We start from the raw sequence: 24,739 nt of genomic DNA, 5'->3' as shown, positions 1-24,739 counted from the left end.
GGTTTTCGGAACAAGATGTGCGCAAAAATGGACAGAGCATTTCTAATGACTCAATCTGAACTGGAAATGCTCTGACATGGCTAAGGGTATAGAAATTCGCGAAGCCCATTTTCCGGGCCGCGCACCGATTGATGCCTATGGCAATGGCGGTTTCCGCTTTGCTGATATGTCGCATATCGGATCAATCCTTTGCCTGCCATCAGGTATTCATGGTTGGAAGCCGCAGACACCGCCCATTATTTCGGTCAAAGATCTGGGCGCTATTCTTGAACAGGCGAATGATATCGAAATTCTGCTTGTTGGAACGGGCATGGATTTGCGCCGAATCCCGGAGGATGTGCGGGCTATGTTGCGCGAACATCGTATTTCGTCCGACCCGATGAGCACAGGCGCTGCGGTGCGCACCTATAATGTTTTGCTTGCGGAAGATCGCGCGGTTGCAGCGGCGCTGCTTGCGGTAGACTGAACTAATGAACCAGAATGAAGAACATTGCCTGGCGCTTTTGCGTGAGGCTGACCGGGATCGTTATCTTTCAGTGCTTTATGCGCCGGAAGATAAACGTGGTGCATTGGCTGCCATTTACGCGTTTAACACCGAAATCGCTCGCATTCGCGATCTGGTTCATGAACCATTGCCCGGAGAAGTTCGTCTGCAATGGTGGCGCGATCTCATCAATGGTGAAGCGCGAGGAAGTGCGGAGGCACATCCATTAGCAGCGGCGCTGATCGACACAATAAACAAATATGATCTGCCGCGCGTAGCTTTCGACAATTATTGCGAAGCGCGTATTTTCGATCTCTATGACGATACGATGCCAAGCCGGAACGATCTGGAAGGCTATTGCGGGGAAACCGCTTCTGCTTTGATTCAGCTTGGCACAATTATTCTGGATCGCGATGCGGCACAGTCGCACACCGAAACGATTGGCCATGCAGGTGTTGCGCAGGCGGTCACTGGCCTGCTGCGTCTTCTTCCGATCCATCGTCGTCGCGGACAGCTTTATGTGCCTGCGGATATGTTGCAGGCAGTTGGCGTGTCGCGTGAAGCATTTCTGGCCAATGACGACAAATCTGCTCATGAACGGGTTGTCAGTGTGATGATCGCGCTTGCACGCGAACATTTGGCGATTTTCGATAAGGCAAAGAAAGACTTGCCGAAAAGCCTCGGTCCGGCATTTCTGCCTATGGCGCTTGTTCCGGCCTATCTTAATGCCATTGAGCGATTGGGCCGCAAGGCCGCTGATCAGGTCGCAGACCTTTCGGCTATACGAAAACAATGGCTGATGTTTAGAGCCGGGTTCTAAAAAATAAGGCGGTTTTCTAAATAAGAAAACCGCCTTATGTGTTTGTTTTATAACATTCTTAAAACTAAGCGTTGTTGCTCAGCCATTCCTGAAAGTCAGCCAGTGCCCGCGCAGACAAGGCGCGCTTTTTCGCAACGGTCTTTTCTTTGCCACGAAGGCGTTTGCCTTCGGTCTTTGGGACTTCAATCGGCGGGAACAGGCCGAAATTCACATTCATCGGCTGGAACGAACGCTTGCCCGGCTCTGCATCATCAGCAACGATATGACCGCCAGTGATATGTCCGAGCAGCGCACCAAATGCAGTGGTGAGCGGAGGCGCAACAGGTATTTTGCCAAGCTTTTCAGCTGCTGTGAAGCGTCCAGCTAGAAGACCAATTGCTGATGATTCGACATAGCCCTCGCAGCCCGTGATCTGGCCCGCAAAGCGCACGCTCTCGCGTGATTTGAGACGCAGCACATTATCAAGCAGCACTGGCGAATTGAGATAGGTGTTACGGTGCAAACCGCCCAGACGGGCAAATTCTGCATTCTCAAGACCGGGGATCATCTTGAAGATGCCAGTCTGTGAACCATATTTCAGCTTCGTTTGGAAACCGACCATGTTGTAGAGTGTGCCAAGCGCATTATCCTGACGAAGCTGCACGACTGCATAGGCCTTGACCGTCGGATTGTGCTCATTGGTGAGTCCCATTGGCTTCATCGGGCCGTGACGCAAGGTTTCAGCACCACGTTCTGCCATGACTTCGATTGGCAGACATCCGTCGAAATAGGGCGTGCCTTCCCATTCCTTGAAATCTGTCGTGTCGCCTTCGATGAGGGCCGCAACGAAAGCCTCATACTGCTCCTTGTCCATAGGGCAGTTGATGTAATCCTTTCCGGTGCCGCCGGGGCCAACCTTGTCGTAGCGCGACTGGAACCAGCAGACATCCATATTGATCGAATCAAAATGCACGATCGGCGCGATGGCGTCGAAGAATGCCAAAGCATTCGCACCGGTTTGTTCCTGAATTGACTCAGCCAATGATGGCGCGGTCAGTGGACCAGTTGCAACAATTGTCGTGCCCCATTCCTGGGGCGGCAAGCCGGTGACTTCTTCGCGCTCAATGGTAATGAGCGGATGCGCCTCAAGCTTTGCTGTCACAGCCTGCGAAAAGCCATCGCGATCAACCGCCAGCGCACCACCTGCCGGAACCTGATTGGCGTCGGCACAAGCCATGATCAGCGATCCCGCAAGGCGCATTTCTGCGTGAAGCACGCCAACAGCATTGGTCTCAGCATCGTCCGAGCGGAAAGAGTTGGAACAAACCAGTTCTGCAAGATGATCTGTCTTGTGCGCATCGGTGCCGCGAACGGGGCGCATTTCGTGCAGAATAACTGGCACGCCAGCTTGCGCAAGCTGCCATGCGGCTTCTGAGCCAGCGAGGCCGCCGCCGATGACATGTACGGGGGAGAGATTTGTATCTTTTGACATGGCAAATCCCATACCTCCTTTGCATGCCGCCTTCAATGGGAGAAGAGCGTCGCGAGAGTGTAAACAGGTGCCAGAAAAACTAATGGCATCCATCGCGGGAGGAGGTGCGATGGATGCCATTATTGTCAGACCGGAATTGGGAGGAGGAGAGTCCGGTCCTATAGTATCGCAAAGCTTGGGAGGAGGAGTGCTTTGCGACGAACCGGGCCTGATGGGAGGAGGATTCAAGCCCAGCAAATTTGAATTCGTTTTAAAGTCCGTTAGACTTAACGACCCTTGGACTGACGCGCTACATATGGGATGTCTGCGCGGGAAATGCCAAGATCATTGAGTTCGCGAGTCGAAAGCTGGTTAAGCTCGTTGACTGTATCGCGGTAACGGCGCCAATTGCTGTAAGAGCGGATAAGGTTCATGGTGGTATTCCTTCATCGTTGAGGAACTGATTATCAATTCATCTTGTTCGTCGCTCATGATATAACGCATTGTTTTCGCTACTTGCAGACCCAAGTTTGCATAGCTGCTTTGCGGGTTCCGCAAGACGCTCTAAATCGATTAGACTGGTAAGGCACAAAATTGCCGTAAAGCGCCAGAAGGTAATTGTTTGCCGGCTGGTGAGTTTCCTATATGTTCTCAGCCACTTGGTAGGTTGATACCGTCAACGGATAGATTCTTCGGGAGTTGTTTTGTCGTTTTCAGTTTCAGTAGAGCGCCTTGTCGCGCGCTGGCAGCAGGAAGGCCTTATCGATGCAGAGACTGCATCACGGCTGAACGCTGACCTCGAAAAACGTGGACCCCGGTTCAGCCTTGGTTCGGTTTTGGCAACACTCGGCGGGCTTTTGCTAGGGGCAGCCGTCATCATGCTGGTGGCAGCGAACTGGCAGGATATGCCGCGCATGGCGCGTATCGGCTTGATCTTCGCATTGATATGGGTTTGCTATGTCGGTGGCGCATGGCGGCAGACCCGTGGCGACACCGTGTTGCCGCAGGCTCTCTATATAATTGCCGCCGCATCGTTCGGTGCCGGTATCGCGCTCGTAGGGCAGATGTATCATATGTCGGGTGATGTGCACTCTGCTGCCGTCATCTGGGCGGTTGGCGTTTTTGCCTCGGCTTTCCTGCTTCGCTCCTCCGTACTCACGGCTTTTGGCGCGGCAGTTGCTTGCTTTTATCTCTCAACCTACTTTTTCGACAATGATTATGGCAGTCTTAGCTATCGCTGGATCGGGCCATTGTTGGTTCTGGTGGGAGCTATTGCTGCACGCTTCACACAATCCCGACATGCGGCGCATATCTTGTGCCTGTTCGTTTTGGGATGGGCTGCGCTTCTTTATTCCGAAAATGAGAGCCGTTTCATTCTCGGTATGATGTTGATTGTGGGTACTGGCTTTATGCTTGCGGATGCTTTCGCACATGATCCACTTCAGAAATTGACGCGGTTCGCGCATCCGCTTGCATCCTACGGCCTACTGCTTGCATTGCTGGCATTGGGCATTCTCCAGCTCGACACCATGCTTTCAACGATCTTCGACAAAGACGTGACGCAAGATGTTGTCTTTGGCATTATCATTCTGGCGCTTGCAGTCGGCGCGCTTGCACTATGCGGGCGAGATAATGGCAGCTTACGTTCGATTGCCTATGCGGCTTTTTCATTTGAAGTGCTTTATCTGGCCTTTACAACCGTGGGCTCAATGATCGGCACATCGGGCTTCTTCCTGATCGCAGGCGTTCTGGTTCTTCTTCTGGCGGCCTTCGTGCGTCGTATGGAAAACAGGTTCGGACGAAAGCGCCAAGGGGAGTTGAAGCTATGAGCTTATTAAAGAGTAAGTGGCTTTATGCCGGTGCTGTGATTGCCGCAGCGCTTCAGACAGGCATCCTTTACGCAAGTATTGAGGAACGCGCCTCTGTGCTGCGTTCTGGCCATGAGGTTGTGCTTCAAACGCGCCCTGTTGATCCTCGCGATTTGATGCGTGGTGATTATGTGGTCCTTGGCTATGATATAACGTCGATTGACCGCAAGTTGATCAATGGGTCGCCTGTTGAAGGTTCCCGCACTGTTTATGTATCTTTAAAACCCGGTGATGGCGGTATTTGGCGTGTTGCGCGTGCATCTTTCATACCCTTCACGGACCTCGCTACGGATGAAGTGCAGATTCGCGGGGAATCGACCTATGCGATTGCAGATTATCCGGATGCCACGCTCACTATGCGTTACGGGATAGAGCGCTATTATGTGCCTGAAGGTGAGGGGCGTGTGATTGAGGATAGCCAGCGTGATTTGGAAATTACCGCGGTAGTTGCCATTAATGATGCCGGAACCGCTGTAATCAAGGCTTTGCGCGATAAAGGTACGCAACTTTACCAAGAGCCGCTCTATTAATCAGGCTTTAAATAAAAAGAGCTTGGCTAAGGCGAGAAGATCGCTATATAGGGGCGGAAAGCACGAAAGCGCTTCGGCTTGAAAGAGCTGAAAATCAATCTTGCAAAACGGCTTTTTTCCTTTGAACCGGGAAAATTGAGTGTTATAGAGACGCGCGCTTTCGAGAGGCGGTTCAATATCTGAGACGATACTGTGTATTCGGTGGAATACACTTCGGTTCAGAAGCGGATATGGCGAAATTGGTAGACGCACCAGATTTAGGTTCTGGCGGGAGACCGTGGGGGTTCGAGTCCCTCTATCCGCACCAACTGCCTCAAGGCAAAGAATTTCTCTCCCGCGACAAGGCAAAAGCGCCGGCAACGGCGGGACAATGATAGAAGTGAAGGTTTGAACATGCAGGTTACCGAAACGCTTAATGAAGGGCTGAAGCGCGAGATTAAAGTCGTGGTTCCTGCCGGAGATCTCGAAGCGAAGCTCTCTGAGCGCCTCGATACTGCGCGTGGCCGCGCTAAGATCAACGGTTTCCGCCCAGGCAAGGTGCCAACGGCACACCTGCGCAAGACCTACGGCAAGTCCTTCATGGCTGAGATCGTGAACGAAATCCTCAACGATTCGTCGCGTTCGATTCTTGCTGACCGCAACGAAAAGTCGGCAACTCAGCCAGTCGTTTCGATGTCGGAAGACGAAAAAGAAGCTGAAAAGGTTCTCGACGGCAAGGCCGATTTCGTTTTCTCGCTGACTTACGAAGTTCTGCCAAAGATCGAAGTCAAGGATTTCAGCAAGATTGCTGTCACCCGTGAAGTTGTCGACATCTCGGAAGAAGAAGTTGACGAACAGGTTAAGCGCATTGCTTCCTCGACCCGCACTTATGAAGCGAAGAAGGGCAAAGCTGAAAACGAAGATCGCGTAACGATCGACTATCTCGGCAAGCTCGATGGCGAAGCCTTTGAAGGCGGCGCAGACACCGACGCTCAGCTCGTTCTTGGTTCGAACCAGTTCATTCCAGGCTTTGAAGAGCAGCTCGTTGGTCTGAAGGCTGGCGATGAGAAGGTTATCAACGTAACTTTCCCTGCTGAATACGGTGCAGCACATCTTGCTGGCAAAGACGCAACCTTCGACATCACCGTTAAGGGTGTTGAAAAGGCTGGCGAACTCGTTCTCGACGACGAAACTGCAAAGAAGCTCGGCATTGAGTCGCTTGAGCGTCTGCGTCAGGTTGTTCGTGAGCAGATCGAAAGCCAGTACGGCCAGATTACCCGTCAGAAGGTAAAGCGTCAGATTCTCGACGCGCTCGATGGCGATTACGCTTTCGAAACACCTGAAAAGCTGGTTGAAGCCGAATTCAACAACATCTGGCAGCAGATCAACTTCGACCTGCAGCAGGCTGGCCGCACGTTTGAAGACGAAGAAACCACGGAAGAAGCTGCTCGCGAAGAATATCGCAAGCTTGCTGAACGCCGCGTTCGTCTCGGTCTGGTTCTCTCCGAAATCGGCGAAAAGGCTGGCGTAGAAGTAACTGAAGAAGAACTGCAGCGCGCAGTTTACGATCAGGTACGTCGCTACCCAGGTCAGGAAAAGGAAATCTACGAATTCCTGCGCAAGACGCCGGATGCAGTTGCTAACCTTCGCGCACCGATCTTCGAAGAAAAGGTCGTTGACCATCTGCTCGCAAACATCAACGTGACCGATAAGAAGGTCTCGAAGGAAGAGCTGACTGCAGAAGATGAAGACGGTTCGGAAGCAAAGCCTGCTAAGAAGGCAGCAGCCAAGAAGAAGGCCGCTCCTAAGATGAAGGCAGAAGAAAAGTCCGACGAGGCTTAATTCTTTCTCTGATATGAATATGGAATTGGCCGCGCATTGCGCGGCCTTTTCTGTTTGACCACGACTGATTGACTAGCCGAAAAGCTTGCATCCCATGGGGGTTTGCTCTAGCCAGTAATCAATCAGTTTTTAGCTCAATCCGAATATTTGCGAGCCAGCATGACCCTTATTGATACGCGCACACCAGAACCGAAACGCTTCATCTCTGGCGCCACCGGCGACTGGGAAGTCGTCATTGGCATGGAAGTCCACGCACAGGTCACCTCCGAATCGAAGCTCTTCTCCGGTTCGTCCACAGCGTTCGGCGCGGAGCCGAATGCCAATGTGTCTTTGGTCGATGCTGCGATGCCGGGCATGTTGCCGGTGATCAATATTGAATGCGTCAAGCAGGCTGTGCGTACTGGCATTGGCCTCAACGCACAGGTCAATCTGAAGTCGGTTTTTGATCGCAAGAACTATTTCTATCCTGATCTTCCGCAGGGTTATCAGATCTCGCAGTTCAAGCAGCCGATTATTGGCGAAGGCCAGATCATGATTTCGGTCGGCCCCGACAATAAGGGCCAGTTTGAAGACGTTGAGATTGGTATTGAGCGTCTGCATCTGGAACAGGATGCCGGCAAGTCGATCCATGATCAGCATCCGACCATGTCCTATGTCGATCTGAACCGCTCTGGCGTGGCACTGATGGAAATCGTTTCCAAGCCCGATCTGCGTTCGTCGGATGAAGCGCGCGCTTATCTCACAAAGCTGCGCACGATTGTGCGTTACCTTGGTACTTGCGACGGCAACATGGATGAAGGTTCGATGCGTGCCGACGTGAATGTTTCTGTTCGTCGCCCGGGCGGTGAGTTCGGAACACGCTGCGAAATCAAGAACGTCAACTCGATCCGCTTTGTTGGTCAAGCGATTGAATATGAAGCACGTCGCCAGATTGCTATTCTGGAAGACGGCGGTTCCATCGATCAGGAAACGCGTCTGTTTGATCCGGTGAAGGGTGAAACCCGTTCGATGCGCTCCAAGGAAGAGGCGCATGACTATCGTTATTTCCCAGACCCAGACTTGCTACCGCTTGAATTTGATCAGGCATTTGTTGATGCGCTTGCTGCTGATCTGCCGGAACTGCCAGACGTCAAGAAAGACCGGTTTGTCGAAAAGCTCGGCATCTCGGTTTATGATGCGTCGATTCTGGTTAGTGAAAAGGCGATTGCCGACTATTACGAAGTCGTTTGTGATGGTCGTGATGGCAAACTGGCGGCAAACTGGGTCATCAATGATCTTCTTGGCGCGCTAAACAAGGCGGGCAAGGACATTGAAGAATCGCCTGTTACGCCTGCACAGCTCGGTGCGATCATTGATCTGATCAAAGATGGTACAATTTCCGGCAAGATCGCCAAGGAACTGTTTGAAATCGTCTGGAATGAAGGTGGCGAACCGAAGCAGATTGTCGAAGATCGCGGCATGAAGCAGGTGACCGATACCGGCGCGATTGAAAAGGCTGTTGACGACATCATTGCAGCCAACCCGGAAAAGGCGCAGCAGGCGAAGGAAAAGCCAAGCATGGCTGGCTGGTTTGTTGGTCAGGTGATGAAGGCTACGGGCGGCAAGGCCAACCCGCAGGCCGTTAATGATCTGGTTAAGTCCAAGCTTGGGATTGAAGAATAATGTGGGTTCGCAGCGCCAGTGAAGCCGATCTGAAGGCCGTGCACGAGCTGCTGGTTTCGACCTGGCATGCGACTTTCGATGATATTCTTGGTCAGGAGACGGTGAATGCCGTCACTGGCCAGTGGCATTCTGTTGCAGCACTCAAGGTCAATCTGAAGAAGCCATATTCCGAATTCATCGTTGCAGACAACGGCGAGGGCGGTATCGACGGGATGGCTTTTGCAAGCCAGACCGGAGAAGGAAAGGCTTCGCTTCATCAGCTCTACGTTCGGCCCGAGACGCAGGTTCAGGGCATCGGTACGATGCTTCTGGCCGAAATTGAAATGGCTTTTCCCGGCGTTAATACGATGCGTCTTGAAGTCATCGAGCGCAATGCAAAATCTGTTCGTTTCTACGAGCGTAAAGGCTATGCGCAGGTTGGCCGCAGCGAAGATTGGGGCGATCCCAATTGCAAAGAGCCTGTGCTGATTATGGAAAAGTCTCTTGAAGGCTGGAGCATGTAGCAACTCTTTGCTGCTGCATCATACTCTTGTGACAGCGGCAACTTGCCCCTTGCCTTGTGCCTTTGATAGGGCCATAAGCGTTCAAAACCCGGCAGTTATTCTGCCTGTGGCAAAACGGATCTGGATAGGTCATGAAAACATTTATTACGCAAGTCTTCACATGGTGGAATAGCCAGACGCTTGGCACCCGCCTTCATACCTGGCGCAAAGGCGAACGGGTTGGCGAAGATGAGTTTGGTAATATCTACTATCAGGGTGGTAAAGACTCTGAAGGTCGTACCCGTCGTTGGGTAATTTTCAACGGTTATGCAGAAGCAAGCGCGATTCCTCCGGGCTGGCATGGCTGGATGCATCACCGCGTTGATACGCCGCCAAGCAAGGAAGACTACAAGCCACGTGACTGGCAGAAGCCACATTTGCAGAACCTTACAGGTTCGCCACTGGCTTATCGTCCAAAGGGCTCGATTGCTATTCCGGGAACGACACCGGGTGAACGCCCGCGCGTTACGGGCGAATATGACGCCTGGACACCGGGTAACTAAATAAGCAGAAAAAACGGCATGAACATTCATGCCGTTTTTTATTGCGCGTGGTTTGCTTAAAAGGGCTGAGGATATATGCCTCTGCTGTGCGACGATACGGCATTGTTGCTTGCGACTGGGCAACGAATCGTCACATTTGATCCCTAGGAATTATCCTCGCGCTATAATTAACCAGATTAATACGGATATCCGTTTTGACGAAGTATTCTCCCGGCACGGCTATAAACGGTAAAAACTGGTTCAAGCAGGCATCAAAGGCTGCTTTGCTCGCGCTGTTGGTTGGTTCGTTCAGCTTCAATGCAGCTCATGCCGAGCGTATTTCTAATCCCGTTGCAGAGTTTTCGGGGCTGGATAAGATCACAGGCCGTATTACCAGCTTTGACGTTTATATTAATGAGACTGTGCAGTTTGGTGCGCTTCAGGTAACGCCGAAGGTTTGCTATTCGCGTACCGAGAGTGAAACTCCGCGTACCGATAGTTTTGTCGAAGTCGATGAAATTACGCTTGATCGTAAAATTCGCCGCATCTTCACCGGCTGGATGTTTGCTGATAGTCCGGGTCTGAATGCCGTTGAGCATCCGATCTATGACGTATGGCTGAAAGACTGCAAACAGAAGTCTGATGTTCCACCGCCGGATCAGCGCAAGTAATCGTTAGATTTAAAAAATGGCATTGCCTTGAAGCGCTTCATCAAGAAGCGCTTCATATTTTTTGCGCTTCACTTCGATTGCGCCAAAGCGCTCAAGATGGGCTGTGGTAAACTGCGTATCCAGCAGCACAAATCCCTGTTTTTTCAGATGCTCAACGAGATAAGCAAGGCAGACCTTTGATGCGTCGCGTTTGCGTGTGAACATGCTTTCACCGAAGAAAGCGCGGCCGAGCGTTACACCATATAGCCCGCCAACGAGCTGACCGTCATGCCATGCTTCGACCGTGTGGCAATGACCAGCCTCAAAAAGCTTACCATAAGCCTCACGGATTGGAGCGTTGATCCATGTTCGCGCGCGCTCACCAGAGCCACTAGCGCAGCCGTCGATAACGCCCTCGAAATCACTATCGAGCTTAATTTCAAAAATAGCTTGTCGGATGGTTTTTTGCAGGCTTTTCGGAACGTGAAAGCCATCAAGCGGGATGATACCGCGCTTATCGGGACGTACCCAGAAAATCTCGGGATCGTCCGCTTCTTCTGCCATTGGGAAAACCCCGGTGGCATAGGCCCGCAGGAGCAATTCCGGGTCGATTGAATAGTCGTCCGGGGAAGCTCCTGCGGTCAATTTATTTATGCACCTGATGTTTCTGATTGCTGAGCCAGATACTTTTCAAGCCAATGGATGTCATAATCACCATTGGCAATGTCCTGATTGGAAATCAGGTCTTGGAACAGGGGCAGGGTAGTCTTGACGCCATCGACAACAAACTCATCGAGCGCGCGACGCAGACGCATCATGCATTCAACACGGTTGCGACCATGTACGATCAGCTTACCGATGAGGCTGTCATAATATGGCGGAATGCGGTAGCCGGAATAAACGCCCGAATCCACACGGATGCCAAGGCCACCCGGCGTGTGATAATGGGTGATCAGGCCCGGTGAAGGCGTGAAGTTGCGCGGATCTTCCGCATTGATGCGGCATTCAATGGCATGGCCATGGAAGCGAACATCGCTCTGCTTGACGGAAAGACCGAGACCAGCTGCCACACGGATCTGCTCGTGAACGAGATCGATGCCGGTAATGGCTTCAGTGACCGGATGCTCCACCTGAAGACGGGTGTTCATTTCGATGAAATAGAACTCGCCGTTTTCATACAGGAACTCAATCGTACCTGCACCGCGATAGCCCATATCGGCTACAGCATTGGCACAGATCATGCCGATCTTGTCGCGTGCTTCCGCGTTCAGTGCTGGCGAATTGGCTTCTTCCCAGACCTTCTGATGACGACGCTGCAAGGAGCAGTCGCGTTCGCCCAGATGGATTGCATTGCCTGCGCCATCGCCCATGACCTGCACTTCGATGTGACGCGGTTTTTCGAGATACTTCTCGATGTAGACGGCATCATCACCAAAAGCTGCACCAGCTTCGGTACGCGCTGTAGCAAGTGCTACTGCCAGATCATCTTCAGTGCGCGCGACCTTCATGCCGCGGCCACCACCACCGGCTGATGCCTTGATGATGACTGGATAGCCGATTTCTTTTGCGATGCGCTTGGCTTCGCCTTCGTCGGTTACGCCGCCATCCGAACCTGGAACGACCGGAATGCCAAGGCGCTTTGCAGTGCGCTTGGCTTCTATCTTGTCGCCCATGGTGCGGATATGTGCGGAGGTTGGTCCGATGAAGGTAATGCCGTGTGCTTCAAGAATTTCAGCAAACTTGGCATTTTCCGACAGGAAGCCGTAGCCCGGATGGATTGCATCCGCGCCAGTGATCTCACAAGCGGCAACGATTTGATGAATATTCAGATAGCTGTCGCGTGATGGAGGCGGTCCAATGCAAACGCTTTCGTCCGCAAGGCGAACATGCATCGCATCGGCGTCTGCCGTGGAATGGACTGCGACCGTCTTGATGCCCAGTTCTTTACAAGCCCTGAGCACACGAAGAGCGATTTCGCCACGATTGGCTATGAGTATCTTTTGAAACATTGCGCTTTGCTGCCCGTTCATTGAATAAGCCTGAATTCTACTGACCAAAGGGTCGTCTTATTCAATGACGACAAGCGGTTCGCCGAATTCAACAGGCGCTGCATCTTCAACCAGAATTGCCTTAACCGTACCGGCGCGTGGAGCGGCGATCTGGTTCATGGTCTTCATAGCTTCGATGATGAGAAGAGTCTGACCTTCCTTAATCTGTGTTCCAACTTCGATGAAGTTGCGTGCGCCAGGAGCAGGGGCGAGATAGGCGGTACCTACCATTGGCGAAGGAACAGCATTCTTGCTGAGTTCTGCTTTGGTTGGTTCTGCTGCAACGGCGGCAACAGGCGCTGCAACTGCAACAGGTGCAGTCTGCATAACGGTGGCCGCAGCCTGAACCGTTACATTGCGCGAAACGCGAATGCGGAGTTCACCATGTTCGACTTCGATATCGGTGAGGTCGGTTTCATTGAGAATGTTCGCGAGATCGCGGATTGTATCTTTATCGATGACGGAAGTTTTGCTGGACATATCAGGCCCCTTTACGCTTACCCGTTGTTTTCTTCTTCTTTGGCAATTGCCGCGAGTGCGCGCAGGCCGAGCAGGTATCCTTCCGCGCCAAAGCCGCAGATAACGCCCTTGGCGACTGCGGAGACATAGGAATGATGCCGGAACGCTTCACGCGCATGAATATTCGACAGATGCACCTCAACAACCGTTACCTTGGCCGAGCGGATGGCATCGTGAATAGCAACCGAAGTATGACTGTAAGCAGCCGGGTTGATCAGGACATAGGCGTTTTTATCGCCTGCTTCCTGGATCCAGCTGACCAGATCACCTTCATAATTCGTCTGACGAAAATCGACAGTAAGGCCCAGTTGTTCAGATTCGCGTTTGCAGCTCGCTTCGATATCATCGAGCGTTGCCACACCGTAGATGCCCGGCTCGCGCTTCCCAAGAAGATTGAGATTGGGGCCGTTCAGAACAAAAACCGTTTTTACCATGTTCATCCGTTATGGATTACGGGCCTATTACGAAATTTCGATTACACTTCGCATTCCATATAGAGAGGTTAGACGCAAGCTGAAACCCTCTAAATTAATGCTAATGTTACACCACAGCGTTTTTCCCGCTATTCTTTGTGGAATGAACGCAATTTGTGGCAAAAATAGTCACTTATTTGTTTTGGCGAGTGGATCGCGCCCTGAAGAAAAACTGCAGGGCACGCTCTCAATCCGCTCAGCTTTTATCAGCTGTACGTGCAGCGGCGATTCTTTCGATCAGGCCTTCGGCACCGATTGCACCCGGAACCAGATCGTTTCCGATGATGTAAGACGGTGTTCCGGTGATGTTGAGCTTTTGTGCGAGCTGATAGGTTTCCTGAAAAGCTTTTGTGATCGCAGGGTCTTTCATCTTCTCACGAAGTTGGGCTTCATCAGCACCAAGCTTGACTGCGTCAGCGATAGCTGAAGCTTCCGTTGCGCGTTCCTGTGCGCCTAAAAGAATTTCATGATACTCGACATATTTTTCCGGCATCAAAGCTTTGAAAGCCTGCGCTACGACATGTGCGCGCATTGAGTCTGGTCCGAGGATCGGAAATTCTTTCATCACGAAGCGAACATTCTTATCGTTTTTGAGGATCGCTTCCATATCGGGCAGGGCGCGTTTGCAATAGCCGCAATTATAATCGAAAAACTCATAAACCGTGACGTCACCGTCTGGATTACCGAACACTGCGTCATGTGCAGGATTGAAAAGCTGATCCTTGCTGGAAGCCAGAACCTGCTTCACTTGTTCCTGAGCAGCTTCTGCCTGCTTGGTTTCAAGTGCGGTCTGCACTTCGACCATAATTTCCGGGTTCTGCAGCAGATAATTGCGCACAATGCTTTCGACAGCCTGCTGGGTCATCGCAGGTGCTGTAGCCGCCTCAATCGGGGCAACTGGCGCTTGATGCTTCTCAGTTCCTGCATAATAGCCGAGTGCGAGGGCTCCGGCACCAATGACGCCGCCTGCCAATCCGCCTAAAATTACGTTCTTCATATCGATCACTTTCTTACGTTCTGAAAAACCGCTCAGACAATTCTCTATTGGAATGTCTTAGGATTATTTTTTCTTCGCTTTGGCGTTGATGATGTCTTGCGCGCGCAGCCAGTCGGGCGTTCCCCGTTTCATCTGCTTTTGAGCGCGAATAGCAAAAATCTGGGCCTGCTGTAGGTTGCCGGAATAGTAGTTCATGTCTGCCGTTGCAAGATCAGCACGCGCCATATCGCCAGACTGGCCATAAGCCTGTGCGAGATAACCATATCCTCCCGGAAATTCGGGGTCGGCTGCAATCCCTGCTTTTAGCTCCTTGATTGCATTCGGCATATTAGCTTTGGTGCCGGTCAGCATTAAAGCACGACCATAGCTCATCCGCAGCAATGGTGACTTGCGCGTATCCAACGCAACGGCGCGCTGGAATGCTTTTGCAGCGCCTTGCGCGTCATTGGCCTTGATCAGTACTTCGCCCATCATTTCATGGAAATACGGATTTTTTGGCTGTTCTTTAATCAGCGCTTCAAATTTTGGGATTGCGGAACGTGCCGAGCCGTTCAGGTAAGTCGTGATTGCACTGCCGTAACGCGCTGGCAAGCCACCGGGATTGGCTTTGAACATGCGTTGCAGTGCGCCCATATTGTTGGAATAGGCAGCGATCTTAGCACGCGCCATATCATGCCTGAGCTGGAGTGCTGCTGAGTCTGTCTTGTTATAGTTTGGACTCTTTTTTGCGAGTTCTTCCAGATTGGCTATGCGTTCACGCGGCAAGGGATGGCTGATGCGATATTGATCAATCTGCGTGCCGGAAAGCGAAAGTGCAGAAGCAAACCGCTGGAATGTATCGAGCATTCCTTTGGTGGACTGGCCGGTTGCATTAAGATAATTCACCGCCAGACGGTCTGCAGTGATTTCTTCGGTGCGCTGATAGCTCAACAGGCTGCGCATTGCCATTTCGTTGCTGCCCATGGCAATGCCACCGCCAGCACCCGCAGCGCCGCTGCTGCCTGATGCAGCGCCCGCAACGCCAACGCCAACGCCAAGCAACATGCCGATGACGGCCATCGTGCGGGCACGGCTTAACTGTTCACGCAAACGATCCTGATGGCCACCAGCGATGTGGCCAGCTTCATGCGCAATTACGCCGATAATTTCATTGGGCGTTTCCGACTGCATGACTGCGCCGGTATTGATGAAAATACGGCGTCCATCAACAAAAGCATTGAAGCTTTGGGAATTGACGAGGATGACGCGGACGCCGCGTCCACCCAGATTAGCTGCTTTAAGGATTGGGCCAGCATAATCCGCAACAAGCGCTTCAATTTCAGCATCGCGCACAATCGGAACGCCACCACCACGTGACTGAGCCTGTGCAGGCAGTACGCCCGTAACGCCGATAGCAAGAGCCGCAAAAGCGGCTACGGAACGGCGCATAACGCGGCGGAAAGAAAACGCTTCCATCGGAAAAGTTGCAGACATGCTCCCCATTATGCCTCTCATCCTGCTTAAAAGAAAATGATGCGAATCTTAAAGGTCAAATCTACTTTAAGGGCTTTATCTCAATCTTCATCGCTGTTTTTACCAAAGCCGCTGTTGCTTTACCAATCCGGCGATTATAGGGCGAGGGAGTAACATTGCATTCCCTGCATCTTGGAGACTAAGTTGAATACTCTTTCAAACCGAAGCGCGGTCGAACCGTTTCACGCCATGGATGTTCTGGCGGAGGCCAATCGTCGTCGTGCGGCGGGCCATCCGATAATTTCGATGGCAGTAGGCCAGCCAGCAGACCCTGCGCCGCAAACCGTGCGGCTGGCTGCGGAACGCGCCCTGAAAGATGGTCGCATCGGTTACACCGATGCACTTGGTCTCATCGAACTGCGTGAGGCGATTGCTGCGCATTATGAACAGAGCTATGGCGTATCCGTTTCGCCCCAGCGCATTGCGATTACCACAGGCTCTTCGGCTGCGTTTAATCTGGCATTTCTGGTCTATTTCGATCCCGGGGACCGAGTTGCAATCACGCGTCCGGGCTATCCGGCCTATCGCAACATTCTGACGGCGCTTGGCCTTGAAGTGGTTGAAATCGCCAATGAAGGCGGCGCGTCAGGCGCGCTAACCGCTCAGGCATTGGCAGCTGCTCATGCGGAAAAGCCGTTGAAGGGCGTGCTTTTTGCAAGCCCGGCCAACCCAACGGGTGCCGTGATCGACAAACCAGAACTCAAGGCAATCATCGAAACAGCGCAGGAACTCGGCATTCGCGTTATTTCGGATGAAATTTATCACCGCCTTTCTTATGAAGCGGAAGATGTAACTGCCTTGCAGATTTCAGATGATGTGACGATCATCAACTCGTTCTCAAAATATTATTGCATGACTGGTTGGCGCATTGGCTGGATGGTGTTGCCGGAAGCTGATGTGCGGGCAATCGAGTGCCTCGGTCAGAGCCTATATATTTCGGCACCTGAACTTTCGCAGCGCGCTGCAATCGAAGCATTTAATGCGACTGCGGAACTGGAGCGGGTGAAAGATCGCTACCGACAGAACCGCAAAATCCTGCTCGATCACCTTCCAACAATGGGATTGAGCCTTGCAGCGCCAATGGATGGCGCATTCTACGCCTATTGTGATGTTTCCCGCTTCACCAATGACAGTATGGAATTTGCACGCCGGATGATTGCCGAAACCAATATTGCTGCTACGCCGGGTCGCGATTTTGATCCAATTGATGGTCATCGGACCATGCGCTTTTCCTATGCGGGCAGCATTGAGGAAATAGAGGAAGTGGTTCGTCGCCTTGAAGCTTGGTTGCCACATCAAAAGGCCTGAACGTAAAAACCAGAGTGCTTCATACTTTTGCGATGCGCTCTAAACTAAAAAGAAAACCGGCGCTTCCGCCGGTTTTCTTATATTCTACATTAGAGTTTGGCCAGGCTTAGAAAAAGCCCTTTTTCTGCCACCAGCCGCCGCGCTTCGGCTTCTGTTCCTCTGTTTCACTGGATGTGACCACAGGCTCAGTGACCTTTTCAGGTTCTGCAACCTTCTTTGGTTCCTCAACAACTGCGACTTCCGCTTCAACTGACACGTCTTCGGCTTCTGTCTTAGCAGCCACTTTGCGGGTACGGCGCTTCGGCTTTGCGGCCTCGACCTCTTCCGTAGCGACTGCGGCTTCTGCCGCTAGGTCCTCTTCAGCGGCCTTCTTACGACCACGTGTCTTGCGCGCTGGCTTGGCTGGCTCTTCGACCGGATCCGCCGCAACAACATCGTCATTCGCAGCTTCTTCGCTCTTTGCAGCCTTGCGACCACGCGGCTTGCGTGCCGGCTTTGCTGCCTTTTCGTCTGCTTCAACAACAGCAGTTGGTTCAACTGCAACTGGCGTTTCAACCGTCACGGCTTCGACCGCCACCACTTCGTTGACAACGACTTCAGCAGCCTTTTCTTCAACCCGTGAAGGAACGACTGGCGTATAGCCAACAAACTCTGGATCAGGAACTTTCTTAGCGTGAAAGTCATCCTCACGACGATTTTTGCGACCTCCGCGGCGACCACGACGACGCTTCTTGCGACGATCTTCTTCGCTCAGCGAACCATTGCTTGTCGATGATTTGTCTTCATCATCATCGTCGTCCGACGCTTCCGAACCGGAATCTGCCTGCGCTGACTGCTCGCCACCTTCACGATCGCGACCACCACGACGACGGCGACGCTTACGGCGCTTGCGATCACCTTCTTCGCTGCTATCTTCGCGAGCAGGTGCCTCAGCGGCGATTTCTTCTTCGGCCTCATCCTCGTCCAGCGGAATATCAGGATCGTTCAGATCATCTTCATAGACGATTGGAGCAGCAGGATGAATTGTGATTGGACGCGTCGATGGCGCACCCTTGTCGATGACAAAATGCTGGTGACCAACGCTATCGTCGGCATCAACGCTGATTGCAGCGCCGAAACGGCCTTCAAGCTCTGCCAGCAATTCGCGCTTATTGTTCAGTACGTAAAGCGCTGAAGCAACCGGAGTGCGAACAGTGATGTCATAGCCTGAATGGCGCAGAAGATAATCTTCAATGCCACGAATGATATGCAGCGCCATGGACGAGTCGGAGCGAACATGACCCGTTCCGCCGCAATGCTGGCACACCTGCATCGTGCTTTCGAGCACTGATGCACGAATGCGCTGACGCGACATTTCGAGAAGGCCGAAATGCGAAATACGGCCAACCTGAATGCGGGCGCGATCGTCTTTCAGGCAATCCTTCATCTTCTTTTCGACAGCGCGGTTGTTGCGCTTTTCTTCCATGTCGATGAAGTCGACGACGATCAGACCGGCAAGATCGCGCAGGCGAAGCTGACGCGCGACTTCTTCAGCCGCTTCCAGATTTGTCTGAAGTGCGGTATCTTCAATCGAATGCTCACGGGTCGAACGACCCGAGTTGACGTCAATTGCGACCAGAGCTTCGGTCTGATTTATAATCAGATAACCGCCAGATTTCAGCGTAACCTGCGGCACAAGCATGCGATCAAGCTGTGCTTCCAAACCATAGCGCGTGAAAACCGGAACCTGTTCGCGGTAAGGCTGAACGACCTTCGCATGCGTTGGCATCAGCATACGCATGAACTCTTTTGCTTCGCGATAGCCGGTCTCACCCGCAACGAGAATTTCCGAGATTTCCTTGTTGTAGAGATCACGGATCGAGCGCTTGATCAGACTGCCTTCTTCATAAACGAGCGAAGGAGCCGTTGATTGCAGTGTCAGCGTGCGGACATTTTCCCACATACGCATCAGGTATTCGTAGTCGCGCTTGACTTCCTGCTTTGTGCGATTGGCACCAGCGGTACGCAAGATCACGCCCATGCCCTGCGGCACTTCGAGTTCTTTGACAATATCCTTAAGACGCTTGCGATCCTGAATATTGGTGATTTTGCGCGAAATGCCACCACCGCGTGCAGTGTTTGGCATCAATACCGAGTAACGACCAGCAAGTGACAGATAGGTCGTAAGAGCTGCGCCCTTATTGCCGCGCTCTTCCTTAACCACCTGAACCAGGATGATCTGGCGGCGCTTAATCACTTCCTGAATGTTGTACTGACGACGATTGGTGCGAACATGCGATGGAAGCTCTTCCATGGCATCTTCGGAACCAACCGATTCAACCATGTCTTCTTCGTTTTCGACTTCGTTATCGTCATCATCGTCGCTATCATTGGCTTCTATAGCTTCCGAAACAACATCACCAGCCTGCTTCATCAAAGCAATGGCAGGTGTACCAGCGACGTAATTTACGAATGCTGGACCAACTGGCTCTGCAGCAGGCAGTCCGTTTTTAGCGAGGTTACCCTGCTGTCCACCATGCTGGCCATCGCGACGGCCGCGACGACGATGACGGCGTGAACGGTCATTGTTCTTCGCCTTTGGCTCGTCGTCTTCGTCTTCATCTTCGGCGCGCGCAGCTTTGGCTTCTGCTTCGAGAAGAGCAAGACGATCAGCAACTGGGATCTGATAATAATCAGGATGGATTTCAGAGAATGCAAGGAAGCCATGGCGATTGCCGCCATATTCCACAAATGCAGCCTGAAGGGATGGTTCGACGCGGGTAACGCGTGCGAGATAGATATTTCCCTTCAGTTGCTTCTTATGTTCCGACTCAAAGTCGAATTCTTCAATTTTGTTTCCGCGCGTCACGATAACGCGCGTCTCCTCCGGGTGGGAGGCATCGATAAGCATTTTGTTGGACATAATTGTCTTTCTTACCGGCGCTAAGACGCAAGCCGCGTGCGCCGGACGAAACCCTGAAGGCTGTCGTCCTGGCTGGGGAGCATCTGCCGGATGATAATGGGTTCGTCGGAACAAAAGCTGCTGTGTCTGCGCGCGATGGCCAATTGGCGATCACGGTCTTCAGGCTTGCAATGGTCAGTCTTGCTTGACCCATAGCTGTTCCGTTCGAAACGACCTCATATATGGCCCGAAAAAGCCGGGCCGACCTGTTTGCTCTTTTCAGAGCGCTGGCGACAGCGCGTATCCATGCGCAGTCGGCCGATTAAAAAACGGAGGCGGCGGGGATGCCGTGTTCCGCTGAATTCTGTGCGGGCCAGGGGGTAGTGAATACCATACACCACTGTTTTAGCTATCTTTCGTCGCGATCCGTATTGAAAACCGGCAAACGATTCTGACAGCTATTCCAAAGCCTATTTAAGCTTTTATGGCGTCGTTCGCGCTATGACAAGTATGAATATCAGTTGACACCGTGATCGCAATTTTGCCGAAAGGTGATTATAGAAAGGGCAATGGCCTGTGCTGCCGGTCAAAAGCGGGGATCAAAGCCTTTGTTAACCATAATTCGATACGGTTTGATTGATCAAATGTACGCATCCATATGCTTTGGCCCAAACGGTCAACTTTCGATGAATTCATAATGTTTAGATCGCGAACACCTATGCATTGTCTGAGCCTGCAAAATATTGCTAGAAATAAAATGAACGCGCGGAATATGTTCGTGCTTCTTGTGATGCTCTGTGCTGCTTTCTTTCACATCGGTCCGGCAAAGGCTGCAAGTGATGCGCCGCTGTCCGCATTGACGTATCGTATGGCTGGCGATGATCTGCGTATGCGCGTTGTTGTGATGTTTGATCAGGAGCCGAAGTTTTCGACACTCCTTTTAGCTAATCCTCATCGTCTGATATTCGAGCTGCCTGAAACGCGTTTCGGCTTTGATGAAAACAGCCTTGCGGCGAGGGGTATTGTCTCGCGTGTGCGTTATGGCTCTGTTGGCAAGAATCGCTCGCGCCTCATTTTGACATTGCGCGGTCCGTTTGATGTCGAAAACGTTCAGGTGATTAAAAACGAAACGACTTCAGGGTATCGTCTTGTTGCAGACATTGTTGCGACGTCTGACCAGCAGTTTGAGGCGAAGCTTGCGGCGCCACACGATGTGACTGGATCGACTGGCGTGAAAGCTGCATCGCCTGCGACAGACAATGAAACACGTCCTTTTATTGTGATGATTGATCCGGGGCATGGCGGCATTGATAGCGGCGCTGAAAGCCTGAGCGGTATTAAAGAAAAGGATTTGACACTCGCATTCGGTCAGGAGTTGCGCGATCGTCTTGCTAAGGAAAGCAACATCAAGGTTTTGATGACCCGCGACGACGACACTTTCCTGCGCTTGTCGGAGCGAGTGCGCCTTGCGCGCCAATATTCAGCCGACCTCTTCATTTCTATCCACGCAGATACGATCAATCAGGGTGATATTCGGGGCGCGACTGTTTATACAATCTCTGACAAAGCGTCTGACTCTGTTGCACGCGCGATGGCTGAGCGTGAAAATAAGTCGGATAGCATCGGCGGTGCTGCGCCTGAAGAGCTCCCTGAAGTTGCGGATATTCTGCTCGATCTCACGCGCCGCGAAACGCATACGTTTTCGCTGAGTTTTGCTGAAAAAGTGATCGGAGCTTTGCAAGGTGAAGTTAACCTGATCAACAATCCGCATCGGTTCGCGGGTTTTCAAGTGCTGCGCGCGCCGGATGTGCCGTCAGTGTTGATCGAAATCGGTTATCTTTCCAACGCGGAAGATGAGAAGCTCATCAGTAATCCGCAATGGCGCCGTAAATTGGCGGATCGTATTGCAACGGCAATAAAGGCTTTTGAAATGCAAAAACATCCTGGGGCTTTGTCCCGAGGTTAAAATAATGTAATGTTTAGTAGGGGTTGATATTTCTCCCCGCTTATAAGATGCATGCATGCAACAGTTTTACGTATTTTTATGGTCGGTACGTGTTTGTATGACTTTAAATCGGTAAAAACATGGAAACGATCTTGCCTTTGACGCATTTGCTGGTCACTAAACCAGTTATTGCCAACACGGCACAGATTGATGAGCACAATTTTAGTGGCTCTTTAGTTTTTCGAATGATCTGAAGGCGGGAATCCGGATTCATGGTAAGGCTTATCGGATATTTCTTCGGTATAGGTACAGTTTTCGCGCTCATCGTAGCCGGCGGAGTGGCCGTTTATATCGGAGGCGTGACTAAGGAGTTGCCTGACTACGAAGTGCTCGCAAAATACGAGCCTCCTGTCATGACACGCGTTCACGCGTCTGACGGTAGTCTGATGGCGGAATATGCGCGGGAACGCCGCATGTATTTGCCAATTCAGGCGGTGCCAAACCGCGTGAAGGCAGCGTTTATTTCTGCTGAAGATAAAACCTTCTACGAGCATCACGGTCTTGACTTTGGTGGTCTCGCCCGTGCGGTTCTTACCAATGTGAAAAATCTGGGATCTGGTCGTCGCCCGGTTGGTGCTTCGACGATCACGCAGCAGGTTGCAAAGAACTTCCTTCTTTCGTCAAATCAGACTTATGATCGTAAGATTAAAGAAGCAATTCTTGCGATGCGTATCGAGCAGGCTTACTCGAAAGACCGCATTCTTGAGCTTTACCTCAACGAAATTTTCTTTGGTCTCGGTTCATACGGTATTGCCAGTGCTGCACTAACCTATTTCGATAAGTCAGTCGGTGAGTTGAGCATTGCGGATGCAGCTTATCTGGCGGCTTTGCCAAAGGGTCCGAACAATTATCATCCATTCCGTTACCCGGATCGCGCGATGGAACGCCGCAACTGGGTTATCGATCGTATGGCTGAGAACGGCTATATTACGACGCAGGAAGCTGAAGAAGCCAAGAAGCAGCCACTTGGTGTGAACACACGGACGGCGACCCATTATCTCTTTGCATCTGAATATTTCAGTGAAGAGGTACGTCGTCAGATTATCCAGAAATACGGCGTTGACGCACTTTATGAAGGCGGCCTGTCCGTTCGCACGACGCTAAATCCGACGATGCAGACTGAAGCACGTAAGTCGCTGCAAACGGCTCTTTTGCGCTACGATGAAGCTCGTGGCTGGCGCGGTCCTTTGAAACATACTGAGCTTGGCAGTGACTGGGCGGCGGCATTTGGCGATATGCAGTCATTTGAAGATGTACCAGAATGGCAGTTGGCTGTTGTTCTGAATGTCTCCGGTGCTGGCGCAGACATTGGTTTGCAGCCTGCTATTGACGGTTCTGGTTTCCGTGGAAAAGAGCGCACGCGGGCGTTTATTGCTGCTGATGACATGAAGTGGGCAATGCGCGTTACGAATATCGACGGTAAGCGCGGTAGCGCCAAGTCGCCGGAAGGTGTCTTGAAAGCCGGAGATATTGTCTATGTGTCCAAAGCTGGAGACGGTGAATCGCGTTTCCGTCTGCAACAGCCTCCGAAGCTTCAAGGTGCAATGGTTGCTATGGATCCGCATACTGGCCGCGTTCTTGCGATGGTTGGCGGTTTCTCCTACGGGCAATCAGAGTTTAACCGTGCAACGCAGGCTTATCGTCAGCCGGGTTCGTCATTCAAACCTTTTGTTTATGCTGCGGCTCTCGACAATGGCTACACACCAGCCTCCGTCGTTTTGGATGGTCCTCTGGAGGTCAATCAGGGCGGTTCGCTTGGCGTATGGGCACCAAAGAATTACTCTGGCAAGTTCTCCGGTCCTTCGACACTGCGTTATGGTATTGAGCAATCGCGTAACGTCATGACCGTGCGTCTTGCACAGGACATGGGCATGAAGACCGTTGCTGAATATGCAGAACGTTTTGGTGTCTATGACAAGATGCTACCTGTTCTTTCGATGTCACTTGGTGCTGGTGAAACGACAGTTCTGCGTATGGTCACAGCTTATTCTGTAATGGCCAATGGCGGGCAGAGCATTACGCCATCAATGATTGACCGCGTTCAGGATCGTTATGGCAAGACCGTGTTTAAGCACGACGGACGTCAGTGCGAGGGCTGCAATACGCAGCAATGGTCTAATCAGGAAGAACCAACACTGATCGATAATCGCGATCAAGTTCTTGATCCGATGACTGCTTATCAGATCACGTCGATGATGGAAGGCGTTGTTCAACGCGGTACAGCTCAGATTCTTAAGAGCCTTGATCGTCCGCTGGCTGGCAAAACTGGTACTACGAATGACGAAAAAGATGCCTGGTTTGTAGGATTTACACCTGACCTCGTGGTTGGCGTCTTCATGGGCTATGACACGCCGACACCGCTGGGTCGCGGTGGTACAGGCGGCGGTTTGGCTGCTCCCGTGTTCAAAGACTTTATGACACAAGCTCTGGCCGGTACTCCAAAGGTCGACTTCCGCGTACCAGAAGGAATGACTCTGATCGCGATTAACCGTAAGACTGGTATGCGCACCAATAAGGGTGATCCAAACCTGATTATGGAAGCGTTTAAGCCAGGAACGGGACCATCTGACACATACTCAGTCATTGGTATGGATCAGTTCCGCGAAGGTTCGCCCGTTCAGCCACAATCGCCACAAGCGACCCGTGCTATCAATTCGGGTTCAGGCGGACTTTACTGACCTTCCCCT

The 24,739-nt window shown here is 52.0% G+C and carries 21 protein-coding genes, 1 tRNA gene and 1 pseudogene; 14 read left to right on the top strand and 9 right to left on the bottom strand.

The genetic code is table 11. The annotated features are described in order from the left end of the window. Positions 1 to 76 precede the first annotated feature (76 nt). Positions 77 to 466 (top strand): Mth938-like domain-containing protein, encoded by a 390-nt coding sequence (locus tag J2782_RS04225; protein WP_310010328.1) that lies wholly within the window; start codon positions 77 to 79, stop codon positions 464 to 466. Positions 467 to 470: 4 nt separating this feature from the next. After that, positions 471 to 1,304 carry a phytoene/squalene synthase family protein gene (locus tag J2782_RS04220; protein ID WP_310010326.1) on the top strand — a complete coding sequence of 278 codons (834 nt, stop codon included), beginning with the start codon at positions 471 to 473 and terminating at the stop codon, positions 1,302 to 1,304. A gap of 64 nt (positions 1,305 to 1,368) precedes the next feature. Here the strand turns inward: J2782_RS04220 and trmFO are convergent, their stop codons facing one another. After that, positions 1,369 to 2,775, bottom strand: a complete 1,407-nt coding sequence (gene trmFO, locus J2782_RS04215; protein WP_310010324.1) for a methylenetetrahydrofolate--tRNA-(uracil(54)-C(5))-methyltransferase (FADH(2)-oxidizing) TrmFO — start codon at positions 2,773 to 2,775, stop codon at positions 1,369 to 1,371. Between the two features lie 266 nt (positions 2,776 to 3,041). Continuing rightward, complete coding sequence (locus J2782_RS04210) at positions 3,042 to 3,188, bottom strand: DUF1127 domain-containing protein (RefSeq protein ID WP_250039747.1); 147 nt, start codon at positions 3,186 to 3,188, stop codon at positions 3,042 to 3,044. A 270-nt stretch (positions 3,189 to 3,458) separates the two neighbouring features. On the opposite strand from J2782_RS04210, the gene J2782_RS04205 reads away from it, so the two are divergent. The 8 genes from J2782_RS04205 to J2782_RS04170 all read left to right on the top strand — a co-directional run bounded on the left by J2782_RS04205 (position 3,459) and on the right by J2782_RS04170 (position 10,330). Further along, a complete protein-coding gene (locus J2782_RS04205; protein WP_310010321.1) occupies positions 3,459 to 4,583 on the top strand; it encodes a DUF2157 domain-containing protein in 1,125 nt (374 codons plus the stop codon). Next, positions 4,580 to 5,152, top strand: coding sequence for a GDYXXLXY domain-containing protein (locus J2782_RS04200; protein ID WP_310010320.1), 573 nt, complete (start codon positions 4,580 to 4,582; stop codon positions 5,150 to 5,152). Before J2782_RS04205 ends, J2782_RS04200 begins: the two co-directional genes overlap by 4 nt. A 224-nt stretch (positions 5,153 to 5,376) precedes the next feature. Next, positions 5,377 to 5,459, top strand: a tRNA-Leu gene (locus J2782_RS04195). 86 nt (positions 5,460 to 5,545) lie between these two features. After that, positions 5,546 to 6,973 (top strand): trigger factor, encoded by a 1,428-nt coding sequence (gene tig, locus J2782_RS04190; protein ID WP_310010319.1) that lies wholly within the window; start codon positions 5,546 to 5,548, stop codon positions 6,971 to 6,973. Between the two features lie 159 nt (positions 6,974 to 7,132). Then, positions 7,133 to 8,635: an Asp-tRNA(Asn)/Glu-tRNA(Gln) amidotransferase subunit GatB gene (gene gatB / locus J2782_RS04185; RefSeq protein ID WP_310010318.1), complete on the top strand. Its 1,503-nt coding sequence runs from the start codon at positions 7,133 to 7,135 to the stop codon at positions 8,633 to 8,635. Beyond that, a complete protein-coding gene (locus tag J2782_RS04180) occupies positions 8,635 to 9,138 on the top strand; it encodes a GNAT family N-acetyltransferase (RefSeq protein WP_310010317.1) in 504 nt (167 codons plus the stop codon). Before gatB ends, J2782_RS04180 begins: the two co-directional genes overlap by 1 nt. A 131-nt stretch (positions 9,139 to 9,269) precedes the next feature. Continuing rightward, positions 9,270 to 9,680, top strand: coding sequence for an NADH:ubiquinone oxidoreductase subunit NDUFA12 (locus tag J2782_RS04175; RefSeq protein WP_250039755.1), 411 nt, complete (start codon positions 9,270 to 9,272; stop codon positions 9,678 to 9,680). A 179-nt stretch (positions 9,681 to 9,859) separates the two neighbouring features. Then, positions 9,860 to 10,330 (top strand): DUF2155 domain-containing protein, encoded by a 471-nt coding sequence (locus J2782_RS04170; protein WP_310011066.1) that lies wholly within the window; start codon positions 9,860 to 9,862, stop codon positions 10,328 to 10,330. A gap of 9 nt (positions 10,331 to 10,339) precedes the next feature. Here J2782_RS04170 and aat read toward each other — a convergent pair whose 3' ends face one another. The 6 genes from aat to J2782_RS04140 all read right to left on the bottom strand — a co-directional run bounded on the left by aat (position 10,340) and on the right by J2782_RS04140 (position 15,828). Next, positions 10,340 to 10,909, bottom strand: coding sequence for a leucyl/phenylalanyl-tRNA--protein transferase (aat, locus tag J2782_RS04165; protein WP_310011064.1), 570 nt, complete (start codon positions 10,907 to 10,909; stop codon positions 10,340 to 10,342). A 50-nt stretch (positions 10,910 to 10,959) separates the two neighbouring features. Continuing rightward, positions 10,960 to 12,318 carry an acetyl-CoA carboxylase biotin carboxylase subunit gene (accC, locus tag J2782_RS04160; RefSeq protein ID WP_250039756.1) on the bottom strand — a complete coding sequence of 453 codons (1,359 nt, stop codon included), beginning with the start codon at positions 12,316 to 12,318 and terminating at the stop codon, positions 10,960 to 10,962. A 57-nt stretch (positions 12,319 to 12,375) separates the two neighbouring features. After that, positions 12,376 to 12,837, bottom strand: a complete 462-nt coding sequence (gene accB / locus J2782_RS04155; protein ID WP_310010316.1) for an acetyl-CoA carboxylase biotin carboxyl carrier protein — start codon at positions 12,835 to 12,837, stop codon at positions 12,376 to 12,378. A gap of 17 nt (positions 12,838 to 12,854) precedes the next feature. Next, on the bottom strand, positions 12,855 to 13,310 hold the full coding sequence (aroQ, locus tag J2782_RS04150) for a type II 3-dehydroquinate dehydratase (RefSeq protein ID WP_250039758.1): 456 nt from the start codon (positions 13,308 to 13,310) through the stop codon (positions 12,855 to 12,857). A gap of 235 nt (positions 13,311 to 13,545) precedes the next feature. Then, the gene (locus J2782_RS04145) at positions 13,546 to 14,346 is read right to left on the bottom strand and encodes a DsbA family protein (protein ID WP_310010315.1); all 801 of its coding nucleotides are present in this window, start codon (positions 14,344 to 14,346) and stop codon (positions 13,546 to 13,548) included. A gap of 63 nt (positions 14,347 to 14,409) precedes the next feature. Next, positions 14,410 to 15,828, bottom strand: a complete 1,419-nt coding sequence (locus tag J2782_RS04140; RefSeq protein ID WP_310010314.1) for a M48 family metalloprotease — start codon at positions 15,826 to 15,828, stop codon at positions 14,410 to 14,412. A gap of 174 nt (positions 15,829 to 16,002) precedes the next feature. Here J2782_RS04140 and J2782_RS04135 point away from each other — a divergent pair, with 174 nt between their 5' ends. Next, positions 16,003 to 17,166: a pyridoxal phosphate-dependent aminotransferase gene (locus J2782_RS04135; RefSeq protein ID WP_310010313.1), complete on the top strand. Its 1,164-nt coding sequence runs from the start codon at positions 16,003 to 16,005 to the stop codon at positions 17,164 to 17,166. A 106-nt stretch (positions 17,167 to 17,272) separates the two neighbouring features. Here the strand turns inward: J2782_RS04135 and J2782_RS04130 are convergent, their stop codons facing one another. Beyond that, positions 17,273 to 20,068, bottom strand: a complete 2,796-nt coding sequence (locus J2782_RS04130; protein ID WP_310010312.1) for an Rne/Rng family ribonuclease — start codon at positions 20,066 to 20,068, stop codon at positions 17,273 to 17,275. A 2-nt stretch (positions 20,069 to 20,070) separates the two neighbouring features. On the opposite strand from J2782_RS04130, the gene J2782_RS04125 reads away from it, so the two are divergent. The 3 genes and pseudogenes from J2782_RS04125 (at position 20,071) to J2782_RS04115 (ending at position 24,730) form a co-directional block, all read left to right on the top strand. After that, positions 20,071 to 20,256 (top strand): hypothetical protein, encoded by a 186-nt coding sequence (locus tag J2782_RS04125; RefSeq protein ID WP_310010311.1) that lies wholly within the window; start codon positions 20,071 to 20,073, stop codon positions 20,254 to 20,256. A gap of 635 nt (positions 20,257 to 20,891) precedes the next feature. Beyond that, a pseudogene (locus tag J2782_RS04120) lies at positions 20,892 to 22,013 on the top strand (N-acetylmuramoyl-L-alanine amidase); the annotation flags it as partial. A 251-nt stretch (positions 22,014 to 22,264) separates the two neighbouring features. Next, positions 22,265 to 24,730, top strand: coding sequence for a penicillin-binding protein 1A (locus J2782_RS04115; RefSeq protein ID WP_310010309.1), 2,466 nt, complete (start codon positions 22,265 to 22,267; stop codon positions 24,728 to 24,730). Positions 24,731 to 24,739: the final 9 nt, after the last annotated feature.

Source organism: Brucella pseudogrignonensis, from assembly GCF_031454375.1.
GTDB classification, from domain to species: Bacteria; Pseudomonadota; Alphaproteobacteria; order Rhizobiales; family Rhizobiaceae; genus Brucella; species Brucella pseudogrignonensis_A.
The sequence above is the reverse complement of the archived record's forward strand: the minus strand, read 5'-3'. Positions and strand labels throughout refer to the sequence as shown.

What these genes read in the sequence shown, in the direction of transcription:
- J2782_RS04200 (WP_310010320.1), top strand. Translation starts at nt 4,580, where the DNA reads ATGAGCTTATTAAAGAGTAAGTGGCTTTATGCCGGTGCTGTGATTGCC.
- J2782_RS04140 (WP_310010314.1), bottom strand. Translation starts at nt 15,828, where the DNA reads ATGGGGAGCATGTCTGCAACTTTTCCGATGGAAGCGTTTTCTTTCCGC.
- J2782_RS04220 (WP_310010326.1), top strand. Translation starts at nt 471, where the DNA reads ATGAACCAGAATGAAGAACATTGCCTGGCGCTTTTGCGTGAGGCTGAC.
- J2782_RS04130 (WP_310010312.1), bottom strand. Translation starts at nt 20,068, where the DNA reads ATGTCCAACAAAATGCTTATCGATGCCTCCCACCCGGAGGAGACGCGC.
- accC (WP_250039756.1), bottom strand. Translation starts at nt 12,318, where the DNA reads ATGTTTCAAAAGATACTCATAGCCAATCGTGGCGAAATCGCTCTTCGT.
- trmFO (WP_310010324.1), bottom strand. Translation starts at nt 2,775, where the DNA reads ATGTCAAAAGATACAAATCTCTCCCCCGTACATGTCATCGGCGGCGGC.
- J2782_RS04210 (WP_250039747.1), bottom strand. Translation starts at nt 3,188, where the DNA reads ATGAACCTTATCCGCTCTTACAGCAATTGGCGCCGTTACCGCGATACA.
- tig (WP_310010319.1), top strand. Translation starts at nt 5,546, where the DNA reads ATGCAGGTTACCGAAACGCTTAATGAAGGGCTGAAGCGCGAGATTAAA.
- J2782_RS04175 (WP_250039755.1), top strand. Translation starts at nt 9,270, where the DNA reads ATGAAAACATTTATTACGCAAGTCTTCACATGGTGGAATAGCCAGACG.
- J2782_RS04115 (WP_310010309.1), top strand. Translation starts at nt 22,265, where the DNA reads ATGGTAAGGCTTATCGGATATTTCTTCGGTATAGGTACAGTTTTCGCG.
- J2782_RS04145 (WP_310010315.1), bottom strand. Translation starts at nt 14,346, where the DNA reads ATGAAGAACGTAATTTTAGGCGGATTGGCAGGCGGCGTCATTGGTGCC.
- J2782_RS04225 (WP_310010328.1), top strand. Translation starts at nt 77, where the DNA reads ATGGCTAAGGGTATAGAAATTCGCGAAGCCCATTTTCCGGGCCGCGCA.
- J2782_RS04180 (WP_310010317.1), top strand. Translation starts at nt 8,635, where the DNA reads ATGTGGGTTCGCAGCGCCAGTGAAGCCGATCTGAAGGCCGTGCACGAG.
- aroQ (WP_250039758.1), bottom strand. Translation starts at nt 13,310, where the DNA reads ATGGTAAAAACGGTTTTTGTTCTGAACGGCCCCAATCTCAATCTTCTT.
- accB (WP_310010316.1), bottom strand. Translation starts at nt 12,837, where the DNA reads ATGTCCAGCAAAACTTCCGTCATCGATAAAGATACAATCCGCGATCTC.
- gatB (WP_310010318.1), top strand. Translation starts at nt 7,133, where the DNA reads ATGACCCTTATTGATACGCGCACACCAGAACCGAAACGCTTCATCTCT.